Source organism: Psychrobacter sp. JCM 18903 (genome assembly GCF_000586475.1).
GTDB lineage: Bacteria > Pseudomonadota > Gammaproteobacteria > Pseudomonadales > Moraxellaceae > Psychrobacter.
In genome coordinates this window covers 51715-73765 of record NZ_BAWJ01000009.1, presented here as the reverse complement: position 1 = coordinate 73765, position 22051 = coordinate 51715, and the positions used below count along the sequence as shown (strand labels likewise).

The window sequence follows — 22051 nt, the reverse complement described above, 5'->3', positions numbered from 1 at the left end:
AGCATCAAAACTATAGAAAAGTGATTCAAGCGCTATTCTTCAATCAATATCCTAAGCTAGTCAATGCACGTTCGTCATCAGACCAGCCACGTTTCACTTTCACCCACAGTGTCAGCATAATCTTTTTATCAAACAGCTGCTCCATATCTTTACGAGCATCCATACCCACTTGCTTAATACGCTGACCTTTATCACCAATCACAATGGCCTTTTGACCACTACGTTCAACATAAATAGTTGCATCGATGAAAGTACAAGCCTTACGTGGACGCCCTGTTTTTGGATCAGTGTGCGCAGGCTCATCTTTGAACCCATCAATCTGTACAGTTAAGTCATATGGCACTTCGTCACCAGCGCTACGCATGATTTTTTCGCGGATAATTTCACTGGCCAAAAATCGTTCTGAGCGGTCAGTAATTTGCTCGGTATCATAGATAGGAGCAGCAATAGGAAGATGCGAAGCAATCACTTCTTGTAGACGATCTAGGTTTTGGTTTTTTAAGGCAGATACTGGTACGATATCGGCAAAATCAAAACTGTCATTAAACGTCTCAATCAGCGGCAACACGCTGCCTTTATCTTTTAAGGTATCAGATTTATTAATAACCAATACCACATTTAAATTTGTGTCGCCAAGCTTTTGTAGAACTAACAAATCATCATCACGCCATTGATCTGAATCAACAACGAATAATACCAAATCAACATCTACTAATGCAGATACCGCAGCTTTATTCATACGCTCATTAATAGCACGTACTTCATTGCGATGAATACCCGGCGTGTCAACGAATACTGCCTGCATCTCATGATTTGACAAAATACCGTGGATACGGTGACGAGTCGTTTGCGGCTTACGTGATGTAATAGACAGCTTTTGACCCAATAAGTGATTCATCAAAGTCGATTTACCAACGTTTGGACGTCCAACGATCGCGACATAACCCGCTTTAAAATCATCAGCAATACCTGCATGACTACTAGGGGCAAAGAATTCTTCAATTGCCATATCGTTGTCTACAGTAATATCTTCTGCTTGATTGATGCCATCGTTAGTAGTATCGATATTATCTTGGTTTTGATTCAACTCTGTGTTTTCGGTCATATTTTTGGCATTATCTTCATCATTGGATGGCAAGTCAGTACGATTGCTCATAGGTTAATCCTATAGAATTTATACCCAGTCAAATGGTGGTTAATGATGTATTGGCTGTATCAGCACTAAAAAAGCAAAACAATCATCGGCTGGGAAATATTTAAGGTTTTGAAATGTGTGACGTTTACGCTAATTCAAATAAACGATTTTTAAAACGTCACTTAACATATACTGTCAAAAAAGTGGTATGTGCGATCCATAGGTTAATCCTAGTTAGGATCGCTTTTTAGCTGAGCTCGGCAGTTTATGCAACTGGTTAATCATTAGTTCTGCTGCTTTTTGTTCAGCGATACGGCGGCTCTCACCAGATTCAGTAATATCAACACAGTTATTGATATTAACATGGCAACGTACAACAAAAATTTGATGCGGCGCGTTACCACGTGTCTCCATCAGCTCATAATGTGGCAGATCAAACTGCTTAGATTGTAGCCACTCTTGCAATCGACTCTTGGCATCTTTTAACGCTTTTTGGTCATTAACGTTGTCAATCAAATCACCATACCATGAGAGAACACAATCGCGAGTAATATCCAAATCTTGGCTGTCTAAATAAATAGCACCAATCAAAGACTCCACAGCATCAGCCAATATAGAAGCGCGATTGCGCCCACCACCTTTACGCTCACCTATCCCTAATATCAGATGATTAGAGAGCTCTAAGTTTTGCGCAATAATAACCAATGATTCTTGACGTACCAAGGTGGCACGCATACGAGTCAAGCGACCCTCATTTTGGCTAGGATAGCGATGATATAAAGCCTCACCCACAATCATTCCTAACAGAGCGTCTCCTAAAAACTCTAAACGCTCATAATTTTTTTTGCTATCAAATGAGCGGTGTGTCAACGCAAGTTGGGGAGACTCAAGTCCTTAAACACATAGCCTAACTTGCGTGTTAATACGGCTAACTGCTGAATAAATTCTGAGCTAACAATCAGCGTGTCGACAGACGTGCTATTTTGTTGAGGAGTAGGAATCGCTTGGGAATGCTGCAAAGTTGGTTTCATGCGTGGCTTGTGGTTATCCCTTCTGTTTTACTGATTTGGTTAGTAATAGTATGGATTAATGAATATTATAAAGACATTCAGATATTAAAAAGTTTAAGAGTGATCTAACACTCTTTTTAGTTACTCTGCTGTTGTCATATCGATATCACCTTCAAAGCGATTGACAATATCTACATTACCAAAGAAATTGTTAGTGACTGCATATTCTTTACGAATAGCCAATTGTCCCGTCTTTTTATCAATAAAAGTAAATACGTCTTCCGCCTGAGTATCATAATCAGCATTAATAGATAGCTGTCTATTGACACGCTCGACAAACTGCTTGGCCGTCTCATTATTATTATTTGCCTCCTTAAGCTGTGCGCTTAAGGTCTTGGTCAATTGATAATCACCGATCTGAGCAGGTACGATAGCAACCATCAATTTGGCAGCAACTCCTAACACAAGAATAATTAAAACGATACTCGTTACGCTAGCACCACGCTGTGTGGCGATTCCAGATAATTGCTGCACTATGATATCCCTCTACTGGTAAACAACTATTTTTTAGGAGCTACCGAAATACTAGGTAGCCGTTTATTAGATAGCAACAATATTAGCATAAAACTATTATCGATAAATCAACCAATAGAGCGTCTCATAATCTTAATTACATAATCTTAATCAATAGTACCATTGCGTTCAAACGTTGGTAAATTAAGTCCGGGTGGCTTATGCATCCAGATATAAACCGCTTTACCCGCTAAATTCTCATCAGGAACAAATCCCCAAAACCGACCATCAGCACTACGATCGCGGTTATCGCCCATCACAAAATACTGACCTTCTGGAACGCTAATACGCCATTTGGTACCTGCTGAGCTAACCACTTCTGGCGATTGCTGCTGCAAAAATGGTGCATATTGAGAGCTATTCATACCATTTAAGTAACGAACAAGATGCTTGTTTTCACCTTGTGTTTCCTGAAAGTATTGCGCCTCACCTTCTTCTTGCTGACCCATCGCTGCCGCACTGTCTTCGGTCAGTACTTGCCCTGGACCAATTTGTCCTGGTAAATAAAGCTGTGAGGTCAACTCAGGTTTGCCGCAAAATCGACAGGCTTAGTGTCAACTGGGACATCGTTGATAGAAAGTGTCCCTTGATCATAACTAACAGTATCACCAGGCAAACCAATAACACGCTTGATATAATAAATACTTGGGTTTTCAGGATAGCGGAATACCGCCACATCACCATGTTCAGGCGCGCCCGTATCCAGCACTTTATTATACGTCAGCGGTAGGCGCACCCCGTAGGCATACTTATTAACCGCAATAAAATCGCCCGTATATAATGTCGGCACCATAGAAGATGAGGGAATATTAAAAGGCTCAATCAAAAACGAGCGTACTATTAACACCACTGCCAATACGGGGAAAAAATCATAAGCCCAGCGTACCAAGAGACTTTCTTGACCACGCCCGCGAGTTTTACGCTGTTTCAGGGTCAGCTTATCTAATAGCCAAATAATACCCAAACCAATGGTTAATGGTACTAAAATTAAATTAAAATCAAAATCCATACTCAATTGCCTATTAACGAGCGACTTATCTGGCTATCTATACTATCAACTTCGCCACTAATTACACCAACAACACTATCGTTGACCCGCAATTAGTAATGACTTACTCAACCTGCAATACCGCTAAGAAGGCTTCTTGTGGAATCTCCACATTACCGACTTGCTTCATACGTTTTTTACCCGCTTTTTGCTTAGACAATAGCTTTTTCTTACGCGACACATCACCGCCATAACACTTAGCTAAGACGTCTTTACGCATGGCTTTCACCGTACTACGCCCAATAATTTGGCTACCAATCGCGGCCTGAATTGCCACATCAAACATCTGACGCGGAATCAACTCTTTCATCTTAGTCACCAACGCATTTCCACGATAGCGTGATTGGGTTTCATGCACAATCATGGCCAGCGCATCGACTTTTTCGCCATTGATTAATACATCTACTTTAACCAATTTATCGACTTGATAACGCTCAAAATTATAGTCAAGTGAGGCAAAACCGCGCGAAACTGATTTTAGACGGTCAAAGAAGTCCATGACTACTTCGCCCATTGGAATATCAAAGATCAGCTGCACTTGACGACCCATAAAACGCATATCAACTTGTACGCCACGACGCTCAATACAAAGCGTCATCACATTACCAAGATAATCTTGCGGTACTAAAATCTGACAACGGGCAATCGGCTCACGGAACTCTTCGATATTATTGGGTTCAGGCAATCTTGATGGATTATCAACGTAGATAATACTGCCATCTTTTTTTACAATCTCATAGATAACTGACGGCGCAGTGGTAATCAAGTCCAAGTCATATTCGCGCTCTAAACGCTCTTGGATAATCTCCATGTGCAGCATGCCAAGGAAACCACAACGGAAACCAAAACCTAGCGCATCGGAGGTATCAGGCTCAAAGAACAATGAGGCATCGTTGATTTGCAGCTTTTGCAGCGCTTCACGGAATTTTTCAAAATCTGTAGATTCAACAGGGAACATACCGGCATAGACTTGCGGAGTAATCTGTTTAAAACCTGGAATACGCTCAACGTCTGGCGTTTTAGAATGAGTAATCGTATCACCCACTGGCGCGCCAGCGATATCTTTGATACCAGCAATAATAAAACCGACTTCACCCGCTTCCAAGATACCCGTATCTACAGGCTTAGGCGTAAAGACACCAATCGAACCAACTAAATGCGCTTCTTTGGTTGATTTGATATAAAGTTTATCACCTTTTCGGATAGTGCCTTCACGTACCCGAACCAATGACACAACGCCCAGATAATTATCAAACCAAGAGTCAATAATCAATGCTTGTAGGGGTGCCTCACGATCACCAGTCGGTGCAGGGATAAACTCAACCAATGCCTCAAGTAGTTTATCGACGCCCAAACCCGACTTAGCAGAAACTCGTGGCGCATCAACTGCATCAATACCGATGATGTCTTCAATCTCTTGAATGACACGCTCAGGCTCGACTTGTGGCAAATCAATTTTATTTAGTACCGCCATGACTTCTAGACCCTGATCAACGGCAGTATAGCAGTTGGCCACGGACTGAGCTTCCACCCCTTGCGCGGCATCAACGACCAATAGCGCCCCTTCACAAGCGGCTAGTGAACGCGACACCTCGTATGAGAAGTCAACGTGTCCTGGAGTATCGATAAAGTTGAGCTGATAGCGCTCACCATTAGGATGATCGTAGAATAAGGTTACCGACTGCGCTTTAATGGTGATACCGCGCTCACGCTCAATATCCATGGAGTCAAGTACTTGCGCCTGCATCTCGCGATCTTGCAAGGCACCGCACATTTGAATAAAACGATCAGCAAGCGTCGACTTGCCATGATCAATGTGGGCAATGATTGAAAAGTTACGAATATTTGCTAATGCAGTCACAAAGCGCCTACTAAATTAAGGGTGATAGAATAATAAAATTAAGAAATAAATACTGTCAGGCGCAACCGCTAAAATAGCTGTCCATCGTTGAAGAGAAAATAATTAGAATCAGCTTATTTGCCAATATTATTATCTCCAATCAACCGCTCAGGACGTCAACTCTTATGCGCAGGCATGAAAGAGTATTCTAGCAGTTTTCTACCATAAAGTAAGGCGATTTTATTAGCAGAGGGATGATTTACAAGTGAAGTTACGAGCGGATAACTGTACAGATAGAAAGCGAGCGGCTTGATAGCACCTTATTCACTTCGACAAGACTCATGCTAACTGAATATGAACAATCAATAATCTACTGAGGGGTATTGGTTTTAGACAGATCGCTCTCTATGGGTTCACATCCTGCGCTATGCAGATATTTATGCATCCATGGTGACTTACCATAAAAAGCCCCGTTGATCTGAGTTTGCTCTATCAAGTATTCACGAAATCTAAGATAAAACTCATTATCTGGGTGGTTAGGTTGTTGCCAAAAATCATTAAGTGGTTTTTGATCTATCAGTTTCGGCGTATCATAAATCGCACGACCCATGATCTTGGTAGGTTTTTTGTGATATACCGATTGCAAACCTGTCGTGCTATTAATGGTCACCATCCCAATACTGTGTTTCATCAAGGTTGGCAGGTGCATGTCGCAACCATAAAATACACGATCCGCCACTTGATAGCGTCTAGCCAAGCTAGATACCAGCTCGCGATAATCTCGATGACCACGATCTAACGGATGATGCTTAAATACTAGTAATTGCTGCTTATCAGCATACTCTGCAAAGCTGGCAATAGACTCATCAATAAACTGCACCACATCACGATAGTCACTATGATGGGTAATCTGCGAGTCATTATGCACTTGTAAACTAATCAAAAAATAATTATTACTTTGTTCTTTGGTCAGCTTATTTTGCAATCGCTTATCAGGTAAATACCCTCGCAATTTACGCCATGGTGCTTTGAGCCAAGCGATTGCTTCTTGCCACGCCGTCATACCGCGATAGTGCGAATAGTGCGGATAGCGACTTTTGTATATCCAAACGATAATATAGTAGACAATCGCAGCGATACTCAAACGATAAAAACGATTGTGAGTATACAGTGGTTTATCATTGGCTTTTTTGAGCGCTTTAATATCTGCCGTATTTAAGCGCGAATAGCCATTAATGCCATATTCTTGCAATGTAATGTAATCGGGACGCAAATAGCCTTCCTCAAATACAAAGAAAGAGGTGCCCAACTGCTCACTGATACAAGCAGCTTGGGTATGATGCGGACGACAATCACCAAAACAGACAATCGCATCAATGCTATTTTCTTCAATGAAACCTGCAACCAAGAAGAGAACTGCGCTAACGTATCGGTATATTCATAGGTATTATCATGATGATAAAAAAATGCATCACCTGCATTAAAGTTAATCTTACTAACCTTAATATTTTGAGTTTGCAGAAATGTCGAAAAACGGTTGAAGAATCCGCCCATCTTTCCTTGTAACAGCAGGACGTGTCGATGAGTAAGCAAGTGAGACATCGAAGCTGCCATAGTATTGAATTACCATTAATGAGAAGATGAAGAATAAAATCGAGAGTATTTATTAAATAACTTGAATATTAAGCCGTGTAAATACACACTAATCATCACTGATTATACCGAAAAAGCCCCTACTTGTCGCAATGGATTTGCGTCACAAGTTTAGAATAAACTAACGAGATAATTTACGCAGGCGCTGCTGCCATTGATGACGCTGCTGCATAAAACGAGTCGTCGCTTGGTGTTGAAAATTGTCAGGTAGCGTGGATAAAACTGAAGTCGCATGGTTAATCGAGCTATTTATAGGGTTAGATATTTGCGCTTGAGACGCTGTATTATGAATATCTTTAAGCAAAGGAGCGCTTTTAGGAGGGTATAAATAGTCAATCACTTGCTCTACTTGTGCAAGCCCGTAGCCATTAGGTAAACGATATAAGGGATAGCGAATAAGCGCACAATATAACAATTGCTCAAGCGTTAATGTAGTGTCGCGTTTTCGTCTCTCTAAATAGTCAGCTTTCGGTGACAACTGGGCATCAATATCTGCCGTTAAACCCCAACCAGCATAAAACGGTAAGCCGTAGCAAGTAACGTCTAAACCACGCAGCAACGCCTCAAAGCCAGTCAATGAGCTAATCGTATGTACTTCATCGACACATTCTAAGCAATCAGGCATCGCGGTATCATATGCGACGGCACTGACCTGTTGTAAAAACTCTGCGCTAACCTTACCAGCTTAGCCCTGCTTCAACGTCAGGATGCGGCTTATAAATAAGATAAGCATTAGGGTTGTCTTGGCATACACGCTCAATCAAGCCGCTGTTGGTTTTGATCGTCGAGCCACAGTACTGCACCGATAAATCATCTTCGACTTGACCGATGATAAGCAGACGGCGCTTACCAGATACCCTAGCCTCATGCATCCACGAAGTATGCTGGTTATTAGCACTGTCGACCTCAGCCCCAACATTGTATTTACTCACCCGCTGATTCAGCAATTTATCTTGCAGCTGTTGTACACGGACACTTTGCTGTGGGTTCAGTGCTTGACAACGACGTAGCTGTGTCTCTAAGTCTGAAGGCTGGGTCGCATCATAATAAATACCTTGCTTATCTATGACGACTGACAACGGTGCTAACAACGTCGCGCCCAAACCATTTGAGCGGATAAATCCATCTTCCATACAGTATATAGACGGTATGGACAAATGCGGCTGCTTCTCAAGCTTACGCTGTAATTTATTTTGTACTTGTTGCCGCTTAGCCAAACCCCACACTAGTAGAGGCTGCTGATAATCAACACGAAAATGATCAGGATGCAATAAATTCTTGAGACGTGGCTTGGGTTTGATAAATAATGTCGTACGCGGTAGATTCATAAAAGCTTTTACAAATGGTAATTTCCAGCGACTAAATTCATATATCGTGAGATCACCTTCAAGGCGCGCTTGCCAATATCGATTAGTCACTAGCCATTCTATCGCTGTATCAATATCACAGGCTTGCTTGATGGCCGGATCTACATAACGACTATAATCTATATAGGCGCTATAAAATAACGTTTCTAACGTCGCAGATGTTTTTTTAGCAAATGATGTAGGAAACAATGCAGGATTTGAGTGTCCCCTAGACTCTAGCTGTTTGCTGACAAGTTTTTGACGACGTTTCTCGACCGCTTTAAGCAGATTTTTGGGTGCGCCGCTGTCATCAGTTAGACCCCAGCCACTATACCAGTTGACCCCGAAGCAATGTACTGTTTTACCTAACATCAACCCTTCAAAGCCCATATGGGAGCTGACCGTATAAACATGGTCAACTTGCTCTAATAGCTCGATAGGATTGAGCGCTTGAGTTAATAACCGAACCTGCTTAGGTAGTTTTAAACGAGTCAGGTATCCCGATTTTGACGCAGGATGTGCCTTTATCCAAATATGGGCATGAGGATGATTACGACACGCAGATGTTAACATCTTCTTAAACTGACGTTTATCCGCGCCCGCACCGGTGATAGAAGCATCACCAACCACTTGGTCAATCAATAAAACATGCGATTTCAATGGATCTGCTGTTGTATTAACGCCGTCTTCATTTATCAATTTATTCAAGGATGGACAATCGATCACTACGTTATATTTACTGAGCTGCTCATTACAAATACTTGCCATCAATTGCCGCGCGCGCGCGTCATCTATTTCGTAACTATTGGGCGTAGCAGTATTTTTAGTACGCTCAATAATCAGCCGCTCAAGGCGTGAGTCATGCGTCGCATCAAAATAAATACCAAGGTCATCAACGACGACACTCAGCCATGACGGCTGCTAATACCAGAATCTAATGAGCGCAAAAAGCCATCTTCGACACTTAATGTCTCAAGCTTTTGCCGCTTAGCCACTTTATTAGCTCGTTGATAACTTTTTTTACGACCCCAACCGATAAAGGCATCGGGTTGCTTAAAAGAGAGAAAGGAACTGGACAAATGAGTTATCTGATTTTTTATCATGTTTGGTAATGGCAATGCAGACAGTAAATGCGTTTTACTTACATTGATACGTTGCGGTATACCTGACCACGGATACCAGCGCTGAATATCTGCCTGCAATACCTGAGACAAAAGTACATTGTTTTGACGCATACCCTTACCAATGACCGCCAAATGCTGTGGCAATTGGTATGCGGATGATGGCAAAAGCAAGGCATTATCAGAGTGAGAGGTCACTGCCACATTGACATCATCTGCCGCGATTTTTGCCATTTTTAACACCCTTATTCATTACTTTTGCATCTATCTATGCAAATGACTTGTTCTCTTGTTATACAACTTTTCAATAATGGTTATAAATCGAGAACCACTTTAGCAGCGATGGCTAATTGATAAACAATTTGCGATAAGCCACGCGCAATTTCTACGCGCTTGGTTTTGACTTTTGGTAATACCATATCTCATCGCCTTGCTGGATACGATAAGCGGTATTGACCACCTCACTGGCGCCATTTTGATGAATAATCAAGATTTCTTTAACATCAGCATTGTCAGAGAAACCGCCTGAATTGGCAACATAATCACCAACGGTATAATCTGGATTAAAGGTCAGCGCGCCTTGTGCTCGTACTTGACCATTAACGGTAATGACAGACGTTTGCGCAGGTATCTCAATGATATCACCTTGCTGCAGAATAATATCCTGCCACGAATTCGGGACGACAACAATTTGACCCGTCGTTTTAACATTACGCGCTTTGGCAACAAACTGCTTAACCAACGCTGCATCGTCTTGACGCAGTGCTGCTTCTTCACGAGTGGTCGACTGCGTGGCAAGCGTCAGCTCTTCTAGACGATCGAGCGACTCATTAATCATGCGTTTTTGTTGCTCAGCAACAGACTCACGATAAATGGTCAAATGAGTCAGTTTAGCGAGTGGGCTTGGCTGTAGTTGCGGCACGATATCCTTTAAGCGAGCACCATATGGCACAACCATGGCACCATTACCCGTATGCGCACCTTTTACTTGCACCGCGATTGTGCCCGCATAACGATCGGAGGTAACTACCATCTGATCACCATTATAAACAGGCACGTTTTGAGCTTCTGCCAACGAGTAATATTCCGCCGTCTGTGCACGTCCTGCACTGCGAGTGATACTAACGTTGGTCGCATTTGCTGCGGGATTGGCCACTTGCAATACATCACCAATGGTCAAATCATTCACATCAAATTCAAAGGTATATTCGTTTTGGACTTGACCGCCCACTTCAAAGGTTTTTTTCTGCGGCGCGACCGTAATCACATCGCCGTCACGAAAAGAGAATGCTTGTAATTTACCCGCTAGTAAAAAATCATACAGGTTGACTTGCTGTAGCATTTGCCCATTACGTTTGATTTGAATATCAATATAACTACCACGTGTTGGGTCAACGCCACCTGCTCTATCCAAATAAGACAATACCGAGTCTGCTGCTAAACCGCCGTAATAGCCTGGTTGCTTGACGAAACCTGTTACAAATACCTTCACTGGCTGTGCTTGCTCTAATGAAGCATAAACGCAACGTTCGAGCGATAAATACGACTGACAGCACTTTTTACCACATTTTGCAGACTGCCATTTTGCACACCTGAGACACGTACTGGACCGATATTTGGCAAGAAAATATTGCCTTGTGGGTCGACGGTCATGGTAGCCGCATATTGATAAGCGCCCCACATCCGTACTGGACGTTATCACCTGGGTTGATCACGTAACTGTCATTAAAGGTAGAGCCAGAAGTGGTCGAAAATGCTCCTCGGAAGAGCTGCTCACCAAACATCATGTCTTGCGTATTGATGTCTTGATAGGGCGCGTGGTATTGATGACTGACTGACTTGGCAAGCTTGAGGCATTAACCGCTTCTTGCGCGGTCGCCTGTCCTGATACACCACCTGCAAATGCCTGTGTTGAGACATTGATGTTATTGCGGTTTTGGTCTTGACTCATGCTGTTATTGCTGGTGCCAAAGCTAGATCCTGAGATTTGATCAGCATAACTGCCTGCTGCTAGTGCTGATACACTGCTGGCTGCCATGGCCAAACTTAACACTTTTATCACGGTCACAATAGGACGTGGTTTCATATTCATGAGTGGTATTCCTTTGCTGATCTATCGATCATTACTGATATCTGGTGTGTTAAAACTAGCTACGATGATCACGTACAACCGCCATCACTAGGCGCACAAATCCATAAAGCATCAAAAGTAATGCTAGCGACGTCCAAATAATATATGCACGGCGTGGATAAGTTGCTTCTTCAGCTTGATACGGTGTTGAGATGACAATCAAATTTTTCATCTTTTTAAAGGCTTCTAAACGTGCCTTTTCAAGTGAAGATAACGACAATTTATAGAGCTCAGTAGCGAAATCAACATCTGCTTTGATAGTCTCAAACTGTACCGCTTGACGGTTCAACTTGGTGGTATTCGGTGATGTCAGCTTGGTTTGCTCTTGGTTGATTTGCTCTTCGACTGCTTTAATCTGGCTTCTTAATGACACTACTTGCGGTGCATCTGGATTTAGATAGCTGAGTAATTGACGCTCTTCGGTACGTAATGAGCTTAATTGCGCTTGCAAACTACCAATCAGCTGATTCACAATTTGAGCATTGGACTGTGGATCGTAAATCTCATTTTCGTTTTGATATTTCAATAACTGTTCTTTGGCATCATTTAGGCGATCTTGTGATTCATCTAACTGTGTCTCAGCAAATACCAGCTGATCACGAGCCACCTCTTGTGAAATACGGTTGACGAACTGCTCAGACTCATTGAGGATCGTTTTATTCAGCTCAAAAGCATACTTTGGATCAAAGGCTTCTGTCGATACTGACAGCACATAGCTTTGCTCGTCCAGATTAATGTGTACACGCTTTTTGAAGTACTCAAGTAACTCTTCTTGTGTGGCATCAGGCTCAATCTCATTAAGCGGATCTGAGCCATCGACATGATACGCTTCGCGGAACTTGAACTTATTATCAAGGCGCTTCACCATATCATTGGATAGAATATACTCGGTCAGATAAGTCGCATCTTCTTTACTGGTACTGTTCACACCCAGCAAGGCCGACAGTCCACCGCCAGAAGGCACACTGGTATCACTGACTTGTTTGACCACCACATCAGCCGTCGAAATAAACCGCGGATGAGCAATGGTCATGACATAAAATATCACCAACACCCAAGGGAGGACCACCAAGCCAATAAACAGCGAGAAGTCAATTATCTTATTTTTTCGCTTTGTGGACATGCTCTTCATATACCTCAATCGCTTCTGTTGTGTCTTCAAAGACGTGTGCTGTTTGATCCATTAGCACAATACCAATATCACAATTACGCTTAATATCACCGATGTTATGCGATACGATCAAAAACCCTGCTTGTTCACGGCGCGCGGCCAATATCTCTTCACTACGCTTACGAAAAGCCGCATCACCCACAGCGCCTGCTTCATCAAGCATATAATAATCAAAATCGAAGGCCAAGCTTAAGCCAAACGTTAAGCGTGCTTTCATCCCTGATGAATAACTTTTTACCGGCATATCGAAATAGTTTCCGATATCTGCGAACTCTTCGACAAAACGAATTTTTTCGTCAATATAGGGACCGCTTGAATAAAGACGGCAAACAAAGCGGACGTTTTGACGACCCGTCAAACTACCTTGGAAACCGCCGGCTACCCCTACTGGCCAAGAAATCGTCGAGTCGGTAATAATCTCTCCGTGATCAGGCTTATCTAGTCCGCAAATAATACGCAGCAGAGTTGATTTACCTGCCCCATTACGACCGAGTAAACCCACACTTTTTTTATCACCAATGGTCAGATTCAAATCTTTAAATAGATAATGCCGACCCTGCTTGGTCATAAAGGACTTAGAAACATTTTTAATCTCAATCATTCATTTACCTGTCACTACTTTGAACGGATAAGGTCTTTTTCGACCGCTTTATACATCAATAAACCTAAGAAATTGACTGCGACCATCCATTTTAAAAAATACGTTATGTCAATATGATACGCAGGATAAGTAGGAGATAGTGCATTTCTCATTAGTTCAATATTATGGACAAATGGAATATATAATAAATAACTCAAATATGGTTCAGGAATAATATGAATAGAATACATAATTCCAGATACAAAATATAAAATAGTAAAAATCAAACCAATAATTTTGCTGATTTCACCCCCATAATAGCCAACAACCATCATTATCATAGCTAATCCAAAGCCAAATAAGAATAAAGTTAACCAGCAAAACAAAACCACATTCAAATGTGCAAGACTGATAGGAATACCAATAAAAGCAAGTATGACTAACAGCAGTACAAAGGTAAAAAAATAAATCACTAGTTCTAAAAATGAGCGGGCAATAATGACGTCAATGTGACGTACTGATCGATACATTAAAAGCCTTGATTGGCCTCAACTGCTCCTAACGATCGTGTTGCTATGGTACTCATCATACGAAAAGGCACTAGGCCTGCCACCAGAAATAACATGTAGTCCATTCCTGGCAGCACACGGGTCATAATAGCGCCAAATATTATCAAATAAATAGCAACTTGAAACATTATCTCTAATGGCGCCCACAGATAGCCAAGCGATAACCACCAAAGCGCGTTTGCAGCTCACGCATCAGCAAAGCATGAAATGCGGCACCCATGACTTTTAGACCACTGCGATGCTTAATAGGACGATAAGGAGGTAGTTGTACAGACATGGCGTTACAGGACTTTACCGAAAACAGCCCTATGATAAGTAAGCGGGACATAAGTTACAACAATTAATCTGTACCTAAACAGATAAAGCTATGATTTAGCAAGAAATCAGTAGGTAATTATTATGTTTTATGGTGCCCATTGAGCCATTCACCATATTCTTAAATAATTTATTTCAGGCAAAAAAAAACCAATCAAATAATGATTGGCATTTTTAATATTACAGGTCTTGCTAAAAATGGTGGCGATGAAGAGACTTGAACTCTTGACCTCACGATTATGAGTCATGCGCTCTAACCAGCTGAGCTACATCGCCATTTTAGGATGCACATTTTACCCAAGCTGTTGACTGTCGTCAACCCCTATAAGGCATTTTTTGCAGAAAATATGAAATTTATTCAAATTAGCTGCATTTTTATCACGAACAATAAAAAAGGTTTGGTAAACCGATAAGCCGGGTTCTGTCGTGGACAATCATTCCTCTAGGCGCACAATCGCTCGTACGCTCAAGCAACCTACCCGCATCGAACGCGGGCCGCGCCATGCCGATGCCTATTTGGTCTTGCTACGCGTGGAGTTTACCATGCCGTGAACTGTTGCCAGCCACGCGGTGCGCTCTTACCGCACCCTTTCACCCTTACCGATGACATGAATATCTTGCGATACTCATATAAGCCAAAGGCGGTCTACTCTCTGCTGCACTGGTCGTCAAGTTACCCTGCCCAGCCGTTAGCTGGCACGCTGCCCTATGTAGCCCGGACTTTCCTCCCCTGCGCATCTGTTGCCAGTGTGCAGCGGCGATTGCCTAGTCTACCAAGCGCGCTAGTATAGCAAACATATCGACTAATTGGGAATGAGTTTTCTATTTATTTGCAGACTTGAGATAAAAGCCTATTTTGCGATAGAAAAGAAACCACACTCATAAAGCTTTTAGACGAAATCGACTGGTAAAGACAATGAATAGCTTTTTGATAACGCCTCATAATTGGCTTGATGACTGCCATCTATATACGGTATCTGTAACCAATGCGCTTTGGGGTAATTTGCAGCTAAATAATTTTGTAAAAAATCCATGGTAGTATTTGCAATCTCAGCATCCGTCTGAGCAGCATTATCATGAATATGATTATAAATAACACTATGAACTTCTAGACCGCGAAATTTTATCGCCTCCAAACTAAGCAAGGTATGGTTGATGCTACCAAGCCGACCAGAAGTGACCAAAACAATCGGATAGCCTTGAGCTGCAATATAATCTAAGGTTAATAATTGCTCAGTTATTGGCACGAGCAATCCACCAGCACCTTCTAAGAGCACCACATCGTAGCTTTGTTGCAATTGCTGCGTCGCTTTAGTAATCAATTCAGGATTAAGAGTTTGCCCTGCAAGCTTGGCAGATAAATGCGGTGACGCAGGCTTCTCATAACGATATGGACAAGTGGTGAAATTGAGGTCGCAAGGTTGCAACGGAAGGCTCATCAGCTGACGATGGATAATAATATCATCAGCAATTCCTATCTCGCCACTATCTAGATTTATTGCGACACCAGTTTGCACCAGCTTTTGGGTAATGACATTGACGCCTTGATGCATCAGCGCTTTGGCAATCATACCCGTCGTATAAGTTTTGCCGATGTCGTATCGATACCGGAGATAAAGAGAACGCTCATTCTTGACCTTCTTGCGTTAAATAAATACTAACTACTTTTAACAATGCTTGGCAAAGGGTAGCAAGTTCGTCATCTGTAATCACATAAGGCGGCATGATATAAACCAGTTTCCCAAAGGGTCTGACCCAAATACCGTTTTCAATCAATAAAGACTGAAAGGTCGGCATATCAACCGCTTCATTTAGCTCAATGACGACAACTGCGCCCAGACAGCGTACTTCCTTAACACCGTCTAGCTTTGCTGCTACAGCAAGTTGTTGTTCCATTATTGTTCGGATATTTGCTGTACGCGCTTCAATATCATAGGAGAGTATTAAATCAATTGAGGCACAAGCGACGGCACAAGCCAGCGGATTGCCCATAAAGGTCGGACCGTGCATCAGTGCCGGATAATCACTTTGGCTAATGGTATCGGCAATTTTTCGAGTACATAAAGTCGCCGCAAAAGTCATATAACCGCCAGTCAGTGCCTTACCAATGGTCATGATATCAGCTGATACCTGCATGCTCACAAGCGAATAGCTTGCCACTACGCCCAAAACCAGTCGCGATTTCATCGGCAATTAGTACTACTTTGTATTTATCACACAATTTGCGAAGCAGTTGTAAATATTGAGGACTATAAAAGCGCATCCCACCTGCGCCCTGAATAATTGGCTCGATAATAAATCCAGCCAACTTATCGCTATTTTTATCAAAGAAATCCGTTAATTCATCATATTCCTGTTGGGTAATATCACGTTCAAAGCCCATTGGCGGAGCTGCGACAAAATGCTGCGTCGGTAATTGCTTGCCATAGAGACTGTGCATACCATTGATAGGGTCGCAGACACTCATCGCATGCCACGTATCACCATAATAGCCAGAATGGGTCGAGGCAAATTGGCACTTTTGTGGACGCTTAGCGGCAATTTGATATTGCAATGCCATTTTTAATGATACTTCTACCGCAATGCTACCGCTATCGGCATAAAATATGGCATCCAGTCCAGCAGGAACGATTGCAAGCAGCTTTTTGCCCAAGTCTATTGCGGGTTGATGGGTCAAACCACCAAACATGACATGCGCCATTTTACCCAACTGCTCAATCATCGCTGCATTCAGTTTGGGATGATTATAGCCATGGACACTAGCCCACCACGATGACATACCATCAATCAAGCGCGTGCCGTCTTCAGTAACGATATAAATACCATCAGCGTGATCAATCACAATATTGGGATAAGTCGGCGGTAGACTAGCATACGGATGCCAAAGGTGTTGCTGATCAAAGTCGTTCGTTGATTTCGTAGATGAGAGTGATGTTGTCATATTTATTGACCAGTAATACGTTTATATTTTGACAACAAATCGCTTTCGGTTTCGACATGGTCAGGATCATGAGGAATACAATCGACTGGGCAAATGACTACGCATTGCGGCTCGTCGAAGTGCCCGACACATTCGGTGCATAAATCAGGGTCAATCACATAAATATCATCGCCTTCTGAGATGGCTTCGTTTGGGCAGGCAGGCTCACAGACATCACAGTTGATGCATTCATCAGTAATTAATAACGCCATAGACTGCTCCTTATATTTTGCTTATAGCACTTGTATCGTTGGCTTTGACGATTTCGATGCGTTTAAATGTTCGACACATCTTCATTGTCAGCAGGTATTTTGCTATCTAAGATTGAGTTTTTCAGCAAAAGCTTGTGAGACACATGGTGGGACAAATTTAGTCACATCACCACCGAGTTTGGCGATTTCTCGAATCATCGTCGAGGAGATGAATGAGTAATTCTGCGATGGCGTTAAAAATACTGCTTCAAAGTTTTCATCAAGCTCACGGTTCATATTGGCCAGCTGAAATTCATATTCGAAATCTGACATCGCACGCAGACCTCGTAAGACAGCAGTGGCATTTTTTTCACGCATAAAATCGACAAGTAGACCTTCAAAACCCACAACCGATACTTGTGGTAAGTCAGCAAATACCGTCTCAACTAAGGCGACACGCTCCTCAAAGTTAAATAAAGGCTTTTTATGATGTCCTGAGGCAACTGCAATAACGACCTCATCAAACAGTTTGGTGGCGCGTGTGACCAAGTCCACATGACCATTGGTAATAGGATCAAAGGTACCAGGATATAAAATTCTGGTGTGCAGCTTTGAGGAGTTAGCAGAAGTAGAGTGGCTCATAGCGTGGCTAATAGGGTCAGTAATAGTAGGCTATATGCTAGCAAATTTTGCTCAAACTTAATACTTATCGTCGATGCATTTGTAAATAGTTACCGCCTTAACCTCACTGAATGTACTCAGTCTTCTGTTTGCGCTCGATTGCTGTGTGACCACCTTAGATGACTTCGACTATATTGCTACATTTGTCCTAATAGCCGACTTACATTTTTGTTAGAGGCTTTGCTACAATAGGCGGTTCGACTCATCCGTTTTAGCATTTATAAAAAATAACCCACATTTAAGGGTTAGGATGAGGAATCAGTAGGACTAGTCAGATAAGGACTTTGTATTTGTAGGCAGTCCTTATGGAGAAATTATGTCAAAAAAATCAAAAAAACCAGAGAATCAAATTTGTGCCAATAAAAAAGCTCGACACGAGTATTTTATTGAAGAAACGTTTGAAGCAGGATTGTCGTTACAAGGTTGGGAAGTAAAAGCCATTCGTGCGGGCAAAATGACCATTACGGAAGCCTATATTATCTTTCGTAATAATGAGGCATTTATATTTGGTGCCCATATTCAGCCGCTGCTATCCAGCTCGACGCATGTCAGTCCTGATAGTATCCGTACCCGTAAACTGCTGCTCAATCGCCGCGAAATCGAAAAGTTAATGGGCGCAGTCAACCAAAAAGGCTATGCCTGTGTGCCATTATCTTGCTATTGGAAAAACTCGCTGGTGAAATGTCAAATTGGCTTGGCACTGGGTAAAAAACAACACGACAAACGTAAAACGCTTAAAGACCGTGATTGGGAACGTGATAAGCAGCGTGGCTTTAAGAAGGATTTAGATTAAAGCCATCTTTCAACAGATTGGTGTTAATCTTAAAAAAACGGACGATTCAACTTTATGCTGAATCGTCCGTTTTTATTTGTTCAATCTATTTTACTTATCAACCCTCAAACAACTGGCGCAATCTTTGTTGTTTGCGATTGTTTATGAGCGCTACGTAATTTGCGCACCCCATGAGCCACTAAAAATGCGATGCCTACCCAAATCAAGCCATAGCTATAGATCATCGCCGATTCAAACGGGTTGCCTAATACGGTGATTGCCAATATGAATAATAAAGCAGGCTCCAAATAGCTCATCATGCCATAGACGTTGACTGGTAGCATCTGACTGGCATCGACATTGGTTTTCATGGCAAGCACGCTCATGACACCAAGTCCCGCCAGCATCAGGATAAAAAAGCCAGAACCGCTCACTAAGCTTAAACTGCTCGGCGCAAACAGCAATAAGTAAGCCAAAGCAAATGGTGCGAATATCGTCAAATCAACCAATAACCCAGTCACCGCGCCAATCCCTTGTATGCGGCGTAAAATATAATATAGCGGGTACGTGCCGCAGACCCAAAGCGTTGCCCAAGAGACACTTTGCGTACGAATGATTTCACTGCACACACCCACTGCTGCAAAAGCCACCGCTAGCCATTGCAGGCGGCTTAGTTTTTCGCCAAACAAGACGCAACCAAACACTACCATCATGAGTGGGAATAAAAAATAACCCATCGCGGTTTGTACGCCCTGCCCATTGACTGGTGCCCACATAAACAACCAAAACTGGCTTAAGAATATAGGTGTCGGTAATAATAACCACGCCCATTGTTTAACTGTGCCTAGCGCTTTGAGCTTATCAATATGCGAACTCAAGCGCCCACTGATCAGCAAATAGCCTATCAATGCCGCCCACATTGCTAGCATACGCCAGATAAACACTTGCGTACCTGACAATGGTGCTAAAAAGCTGCTATAAGCATAAAGTACGCCAAATAATAAATTCGACAACACCGCTAACGCTACGCCCAATATTAATGTGCGTTGCTGTGCGCTACCCGCCGTCCAAATCACTGGCAATGGCAAGCGCGAGACAGTCGTTGCTAGCGTATTTGCAAAGACAGTAGAAAGCATTGAAGTAGACATAAAAGCACCGTAAGTTTAAATAGATATTAGAAAACCAGCTGTGAGCTTTTACTTGTTAGGGTTAAGCTTTGGTTGCTAGGCTTTAATTGCTAATTTTTGGTTGTTAGACCTTGATTAATAGCACCTATTTTACTGAGTGTCGGTGAGATATTATTGCTATAAAAACCTATTTATGAATAAATCTATCTTATTAATCACTTAAAAATAAATATTTTCTTAAATTTTGACTTATAGTGATAATAATTATAAAAAATCCTGTGAATAAAATGCTTTCTAAAAGAGAGAACACCATGAGCCAAGTTTTAGATGATATCGATAAAGCGATTTTAAATTTATTACAGGACGATGCGACCTTGCCATTAAAAACCGTGGCAGAACAAGTGCATGTGTCTATCGCTACTGCCCAGCGCCGTATTCAAGCATTAATCAGCAATGGCGTCATTACCAAGCAAGTCGCTATCGTTGACCCAAATAAGGTGGGTTACGGACTGACCGCGGTGGTGATGATAGAGATGGCGCGCTCAAACACTTCGATGCAACATCGGTTTGAGCGCTTGATGAATACACAACCACAAGTGATGAGCTGTTATGAGGTGTCCGGTGATGCGGATTTTATGTTGATGGTCAATGCCAAAAATATGAGTGATTACCATCGCTTCACGACTGGTTTGCTCACCTATGAGAATAATGTGCGCAACTTTAAAAGCCAATTTGTGATGAACTTTACTAAAAGTGGGACAAAGATTTTGCTCGATTAATTTGATTATGAAAACTGCTTGGCTGTTTAATTAAAAGTAGATAAGTCGCGGTCAAACAAGGTACGATATCAACGAAAGTTTGGCAGTAAATAATAGATGCCGCACCAGTAGTCCATCGCCTAGTAGACAAGGAAGCCTTACCATGATTAAAAACACCCGTACCATTAGAAAAGAAGAAAGTAATAATCCAGTACTAAAAGCATTAAGCTTTAAGACAGTGATAGTCGGTACATCGCTTGCGGCATTGCTCGCCAGCTCTGGCTGTGCAACCAGTTCATTATTAGACAGTGACAATCGAGTCAGCACAACGACAACTAAAAGTGTGTTGTCAGAAGATCAAATTGTGGCCTTTGGTCGCCCTGCACAGGCATTACCAAAAATGCCAAATGCGACGATGGTTATCGTTGGCGAAAAGAACAGCTATGTGCTGACCCAAGGTGGGACAGAGATGGTGAATTTACTGACCAATTTGACACCAAAAAATATCCAAGTCGATAATGAGATGAATTTTTATGTGCCCAATAATGATGGCTACTTTCAGGGAGAGATGAAGCTGTCTTATGCCAAACTAAAAGACGAATTTAAGCGTTCTGACTACCAGTTCTTTTTGCAAAACAATGGCCGCGAATGCACCTCAGCCAGTGATCAACGTATCAATGCTCAGCGCTTTTGCTTTAGTGTCCCTGTCAAAGGCGCTATTTATCCGCAAGTGAGTAATCTCAGCTTAATCCAATCCAATTATCGCCCTTTAACTAAGCCTTATACGGTCAGTTTTATACCCAAAGCCAGCAAAATCAAGTGTCTCGTAGTGGCGCCAATACGGCGCAAAAGCTGGTCTTACTGCCCTTTGCGTTAGCTTTTGACGTTGTCACTTTCCCATTTCAGTTATTAGAGTAGTAAATCCTTACTATAAACGATGATTTGAAATAAAGATGCGCTTAGTTTCTACAAGCCTTTTTATTCATAGATTACTTAAACTATCAATAACTTATCGTCAATCCTTTGTCATCGTTTATGACATCATGAAGA

At 42.2% G+C, this 22051-nt stretch carries 19 protein-coding genes, 1 tRNA gene, 1 other RNA gene and 5 pseudogenes; 3 read left to right on the top strand and 23 right to left on the bottom strand.

The annotated features are described in order from the left end of the window. Positions 1-43 precede the first annotated feature (43 nt). The 22 genes and pseudogenes from era to coaD form a co-directional block, all read right to left on the bottom strand. On the bottom strand, positions 44-1009 hold the full coding sequence (gene era / locus TT12_RS07945) for a GTPase Era (RefSeq protein ID WP_045443844.1): 966 nt from the start codon (positions 1007-1009) through the stop codon (positions 44-46). 360 nt (positions 1010-1369) lie between these two features. Continuing rightward, a pseudogene (gene rnc, locus TT12_RS07940) lies at positions 1370-2166 on the bottom strand (ribonuclease III). A gap of 120 nt (positions 2167-2286) precedes the next feature. Next, the gene (locus tag TT12_RS07935; protein ID WP_227678196.1) at positions 2287-2679 is read right to left on the bottom strand and encodes a DUF4845 domain-containing protein; all 393 of its coding nucleotides are present in this window, start codon (positions 2677-2679) and stop codon (positions 2287-2289) included. A gap of 146 nt (positions 2680-2825) precedes the next feature. Then, a pseudogene (lepB, locus tag TT12_RS07930) lies at positions 2826-3727 on the bottom strand (signal peptidase I). Between the two features lie 103 nt (positions 3728-3830). After that, the gene (gene lepA, locus TT12_RS07925; RefSeq protein WP_045453683.1) at positions 3831-5627 is read right to left on the bottom strand and encodes a translation elongation factor 4; all 1797 of its coding nucleotides are present in this window, start codon (positions 5625-5627) and stop codon (positions 3831-3833) included. 349 nt (positions 5628-5976) lie between these two features. After that, on the bottom strand, positions 5977-7014 hold the full coding sequence (locus tag TT12_RS07920; protein WP_243443500.1) for a capsular biosynthesis protein: 1038 nt from the start codon (positions 7012-7014) through the stop codon (positions 5977-5979). Positions 7015-7380: 366 nt separating this feature from the next. Beyond that, positions 7381-7905 (bottom strand): annotated as a pseudogene (locus TT12_RS18375) (capsular polysaccharide export protein, LipB/KpsS family); the annotation flags it as partial. A 31-nt stretch (positions 7906-7936) separates the two neighbouring features. Beyond that, entirely contained in the window at positions 7937-9514 is a 1578-nt protein-coding gene (locus tag TT12_RS07910) for a capsular polysaccharide export protein, LipB/KpsS family (RefSeq protein ID WP_279378846.1), read from the bottom strand. After that, complete coding sequence (locus tag TT12_RS07905; RefSeq protein ID WP_045453673.1) at positions 9511-9960, bottom strand: capsular polysaccharide export protein, LipB/KpsS family; 450 nt, start codon at positions 9958-9960, stop codon at positions 9511-9513. Before TT12_RS07905 ends, TT12_RS07910 begins: the two co-directional genes overlap by 4 nt. A gap of 151 nt (positions 9961-10111) precedes the next feature. Beyond that, positions 10112-11218 (bottom strand): polysaccharide biosynthesis/export family protein, encoded by a 1107-nt coding sequence (locus TT12_RS17080; protein ID WP_243443499.1) that lies wholly within the window; start codon positions 11216-11218, stop codon positions 10112-10114. Positions 11219-11232: 14 nt separating this feature from the next. Next, positions 11233-11379 (bottom strand): polysaccharide biosynthesis/export family protein, encoded by a 147-nt coding sequence (locus TT12_RS17075; RefSeq protein ID WP_243443498.1) that lies wholly within the window; start codon positions 11377-11379, stop codon positions 11233-11235. A gap of 130 nt (positions 11380-11509) precedes the next feature. Continuing rightward, entirely contained in the window at positions 11510-11818 is a 309-nt protein-coding gene (locus tag TT12_RS17070) for a hypothetical protein (protein ID WP_045453668.1), read from the bottom strand. 55 nt (positions 11819-11873) lie between these two features. Then, positions 11874-12980, bottom strand: coding sequence for a KpsE/RkpR family capsule polysaccharide export protein (locus TT12_RS07890; protein WP_226950228.1), 1107 nt, complete (start codon positions 12978-12980; stop codon positions 11874-11876). Continuing rightward, complete coding sequence (locus tag TT12_RS07885; protein ID WP_045453663.1) at positions 12958-13629, bottom strand: ABC transporter ATP-binding protein; 672 nt, start codon at positions 13627-13629, stop codon at positions 12958-12960. The genes TT12_RS07890 and TT12_RS07885 overlap by 23 nt, the downstream gene beginning before the upstream one ends. A 14-nt stretch (positions 13630-13643) precedes the next feature. Beyond that, on the bottom strand, positions 13644-14138 hold the full coding sequence (locus TT12_RS17065) for an ABC transporter permease (protein ID WP_243443497.1): 495 nt from the start codon (positions 14136-14138) through the stop codon (positions 13644-13646). A gap of 172 nt (positions 14139-14310) precedes the next feature. Then, entirely contained in the window at positions 14311-14505 is a 195-nt protein-coding gene (locus TT12_RS17060; protein WP_243443496.1) for a hypothetical protein, read from the bottom strand. A gap of 186 nt (positions 14506-14691) precedes the next feature. Continuing rightward, positions 14692-14768, bottom strand: a tRNA-Met gene (locus tag TT12_RS07875). 118 nt (positions 14769-14886) lie between these two features. Next, positions 14887-15269: RNase P RNA component class A (rnpB, locus tag TT12_RS08295), an RNA gene on the bottom strand. Between the two features lie 113 nt (positions 15270-15382). Then, positions 15383-16122: pseudogene (gene bioD / locus TT12_RS07870) on the bottom strand (dethiobiotin synthase). Beyond that, positions 16119-17433: pseudogene (gene bioA / locus TT12_RS07865) on the bottom strand (adenosylmethionine--8-amino-7-oxononanoate transaminase). Before bioA ends, bioD begins: the two co-directional pseudogenes overlap by 4 nt. Before the next feature lie 2 nt (positions 17434-17435). After that, positions 17436-17684: a YfhL family 4Fe-4S dicluster ferredoxin gene (locus TT12_RS07860; RefSeq protein ID WP_045453660.1), complete on the bottom strand. Its 249-nt coding sequence runs from the start codon at positions 17682-17684 to the stop codon at positions 17436-17438. Between the two features lie 102 nt (positions 17685-17786). Then, positions 17787-18305: a pantetheine-phosphate adenylyltransferase gene (coaD, locus tag TT12_RS07855; protein WP_045453657.1), complete on the bottom strand. Its 519-nt coding sequence runs from the start codon at positions 18303-18305 to the stop codon at positions 17787-17789. A gap of 355 nt (positions 18306-18660) precedes the next feature. Here coaD and smpB point away from each other — a divergent pair, with 355 nt between their 5' ends. Beyond that, complete coding sequence (gene smpB, locus TT12_RS07850) at positions 18661-19137, top strand: SsrA-binding protein SmpB (protein ID WP_045453654.1); 477 nt, start codon at positions 18661-18663, stop codon at positions 19135-19137. A 104-nt stretch (positions 19138-19241) separates the two neighbouring features. Here the strand turns inward: smpB and rarD are convergent, their stop codons facing one another. Next, a complete protein-coding gene (gene rarD / locus TT12_RS07845; RefSeq protein ID WP_045453651.1) occupies positions 19242-20264 on the bottom strand; it encodes an EamA family transporter RarD in 1023 nt (340 codons plus the stop codon). Between the two features lie 290 nt (positions 20265-20554). Here rarD and TT12_RS07840 point away from each other — a divergent pair, with 290 nt between their 5' ends. Together TT12_RS07840 and TT12_RS07835 are read left to right on the top strand one after the other, a co-directional pair. Beyond that, positions 20555-21022: an Lrp/AsnC family transcriptional regulator gene (locus tag TT12_RS07840; RefSeq protein ID WP_045453648.1), complete on the top strand. Its 468-nt coding sequence runs from the start codon at positions 20555-20557 to the stop codon at positions 21020-21022. 142 nt (positions 21023-21164) lie between these two features. Continuing rightward, the gene (locus TT12_RS07835) at positions 21165-21878 is read left to right on the top strand and encodes a YidX family protein (protein ID WP_502685174.1); all 714 of its coding nucleotides are present in this window, start codon (positions 21165-21167) and stop codon (positions 21876-21878) included. The last annotated feature ends 173 nt before the right edge of the window (positions 21879-22051 follow it).

Coding starts and splice junctions, on each gene's coding strand:
- TT12_RS07905 (WP_045453673.1), bottom strand. CDS start 9,960: ATGGCAAAAATCGCGGCAGATGATGTCAATGTGGCAGTGACCTCTCAC.
- smpB (WP_045453654.1), top strand. CDS start 18,661: ATGTCAAAAAAATCAAAAAAACCAGAGAATCAAATTTGTGCCAATAAA.
- coaD (WP_045453657.1), bottom strand. CDS start 18,305: ATGAGCCACTCTACTTCTGCTAACTCCTCAAAGCTGCACACCAGAATT.
- TT12_RS17075 (WP_243443498.1), bottom strand. CDS start 11,379: ATGACCGTCGACCCACAAGGCAATATTTTCTTGCCAAATATCGGTCCA.
- TT12_RS17070 (WP_045453668.1), bottom strand. CDS start 11,818: ATGAATATGAAACCACGTCCTATTGTGACCGTGATAAAAGTGTTAAGT.
- TT12_RS17060 (WP_243443496.1), bottom strand. CDS start 14,505: ATGTCCCGCTTACTTATCATAGGGCTGTTTTCGGTAAAGTCCTGTAAC.
- TT12_RS07840 (WP_045453648.1), top strand. CDS start 20,555: ATGAGCCAAGTTTTAGATGATATCGATAAAGCGATTTTAAATTTATTA.
- TT12_RS07890 (WP_226950228.1), bottom strand. CDS start 12,980: ATGTCCACAAAGCGAAAAAATAAGATAATTGACTTCTCGCTGTTTATT.
- era (WP_045443844.1), bottom strand. CDS start 1,009: ATGGCAATTGAAGAATTCTTTGCCCCTAGTAGTCATGCAGGTATTGCT.
- TT12_RS17065 (WP_243443497.1), bottom strand. CDS start 14,138: ATGTATCGATCAGTACGTCACATTGACGTCATTATTGCCCGCTCATTT.
- TT12_RS07835 (WP_502685174.1), top strand. CDS start 21,165: ATGATTAAAAACACCCGTACCATTAGAAAAGAAGAAAGTAATAATCCA.
- rarD (WP_045453651.1), bottom strand. CDS start 20,264: ATGTCTACTTCAATGCTTTCTACTGTCTTTGCAAATACGCTAGCAACG.
- TT12_RS07885 (WP_045453663.1), bottom strand. CDS start 13,629: ATGATTGAGATTAAAAATGTTTCTAAGTCCTTTATGACCAAGCAGGGT.
- TT12_RS07860 (WP_045453660.1), bottom strand. CDS start 17,684: ATGGCGTTATTAATTACTGATGAATGCATCAACTGTGATGTCTGTGAG.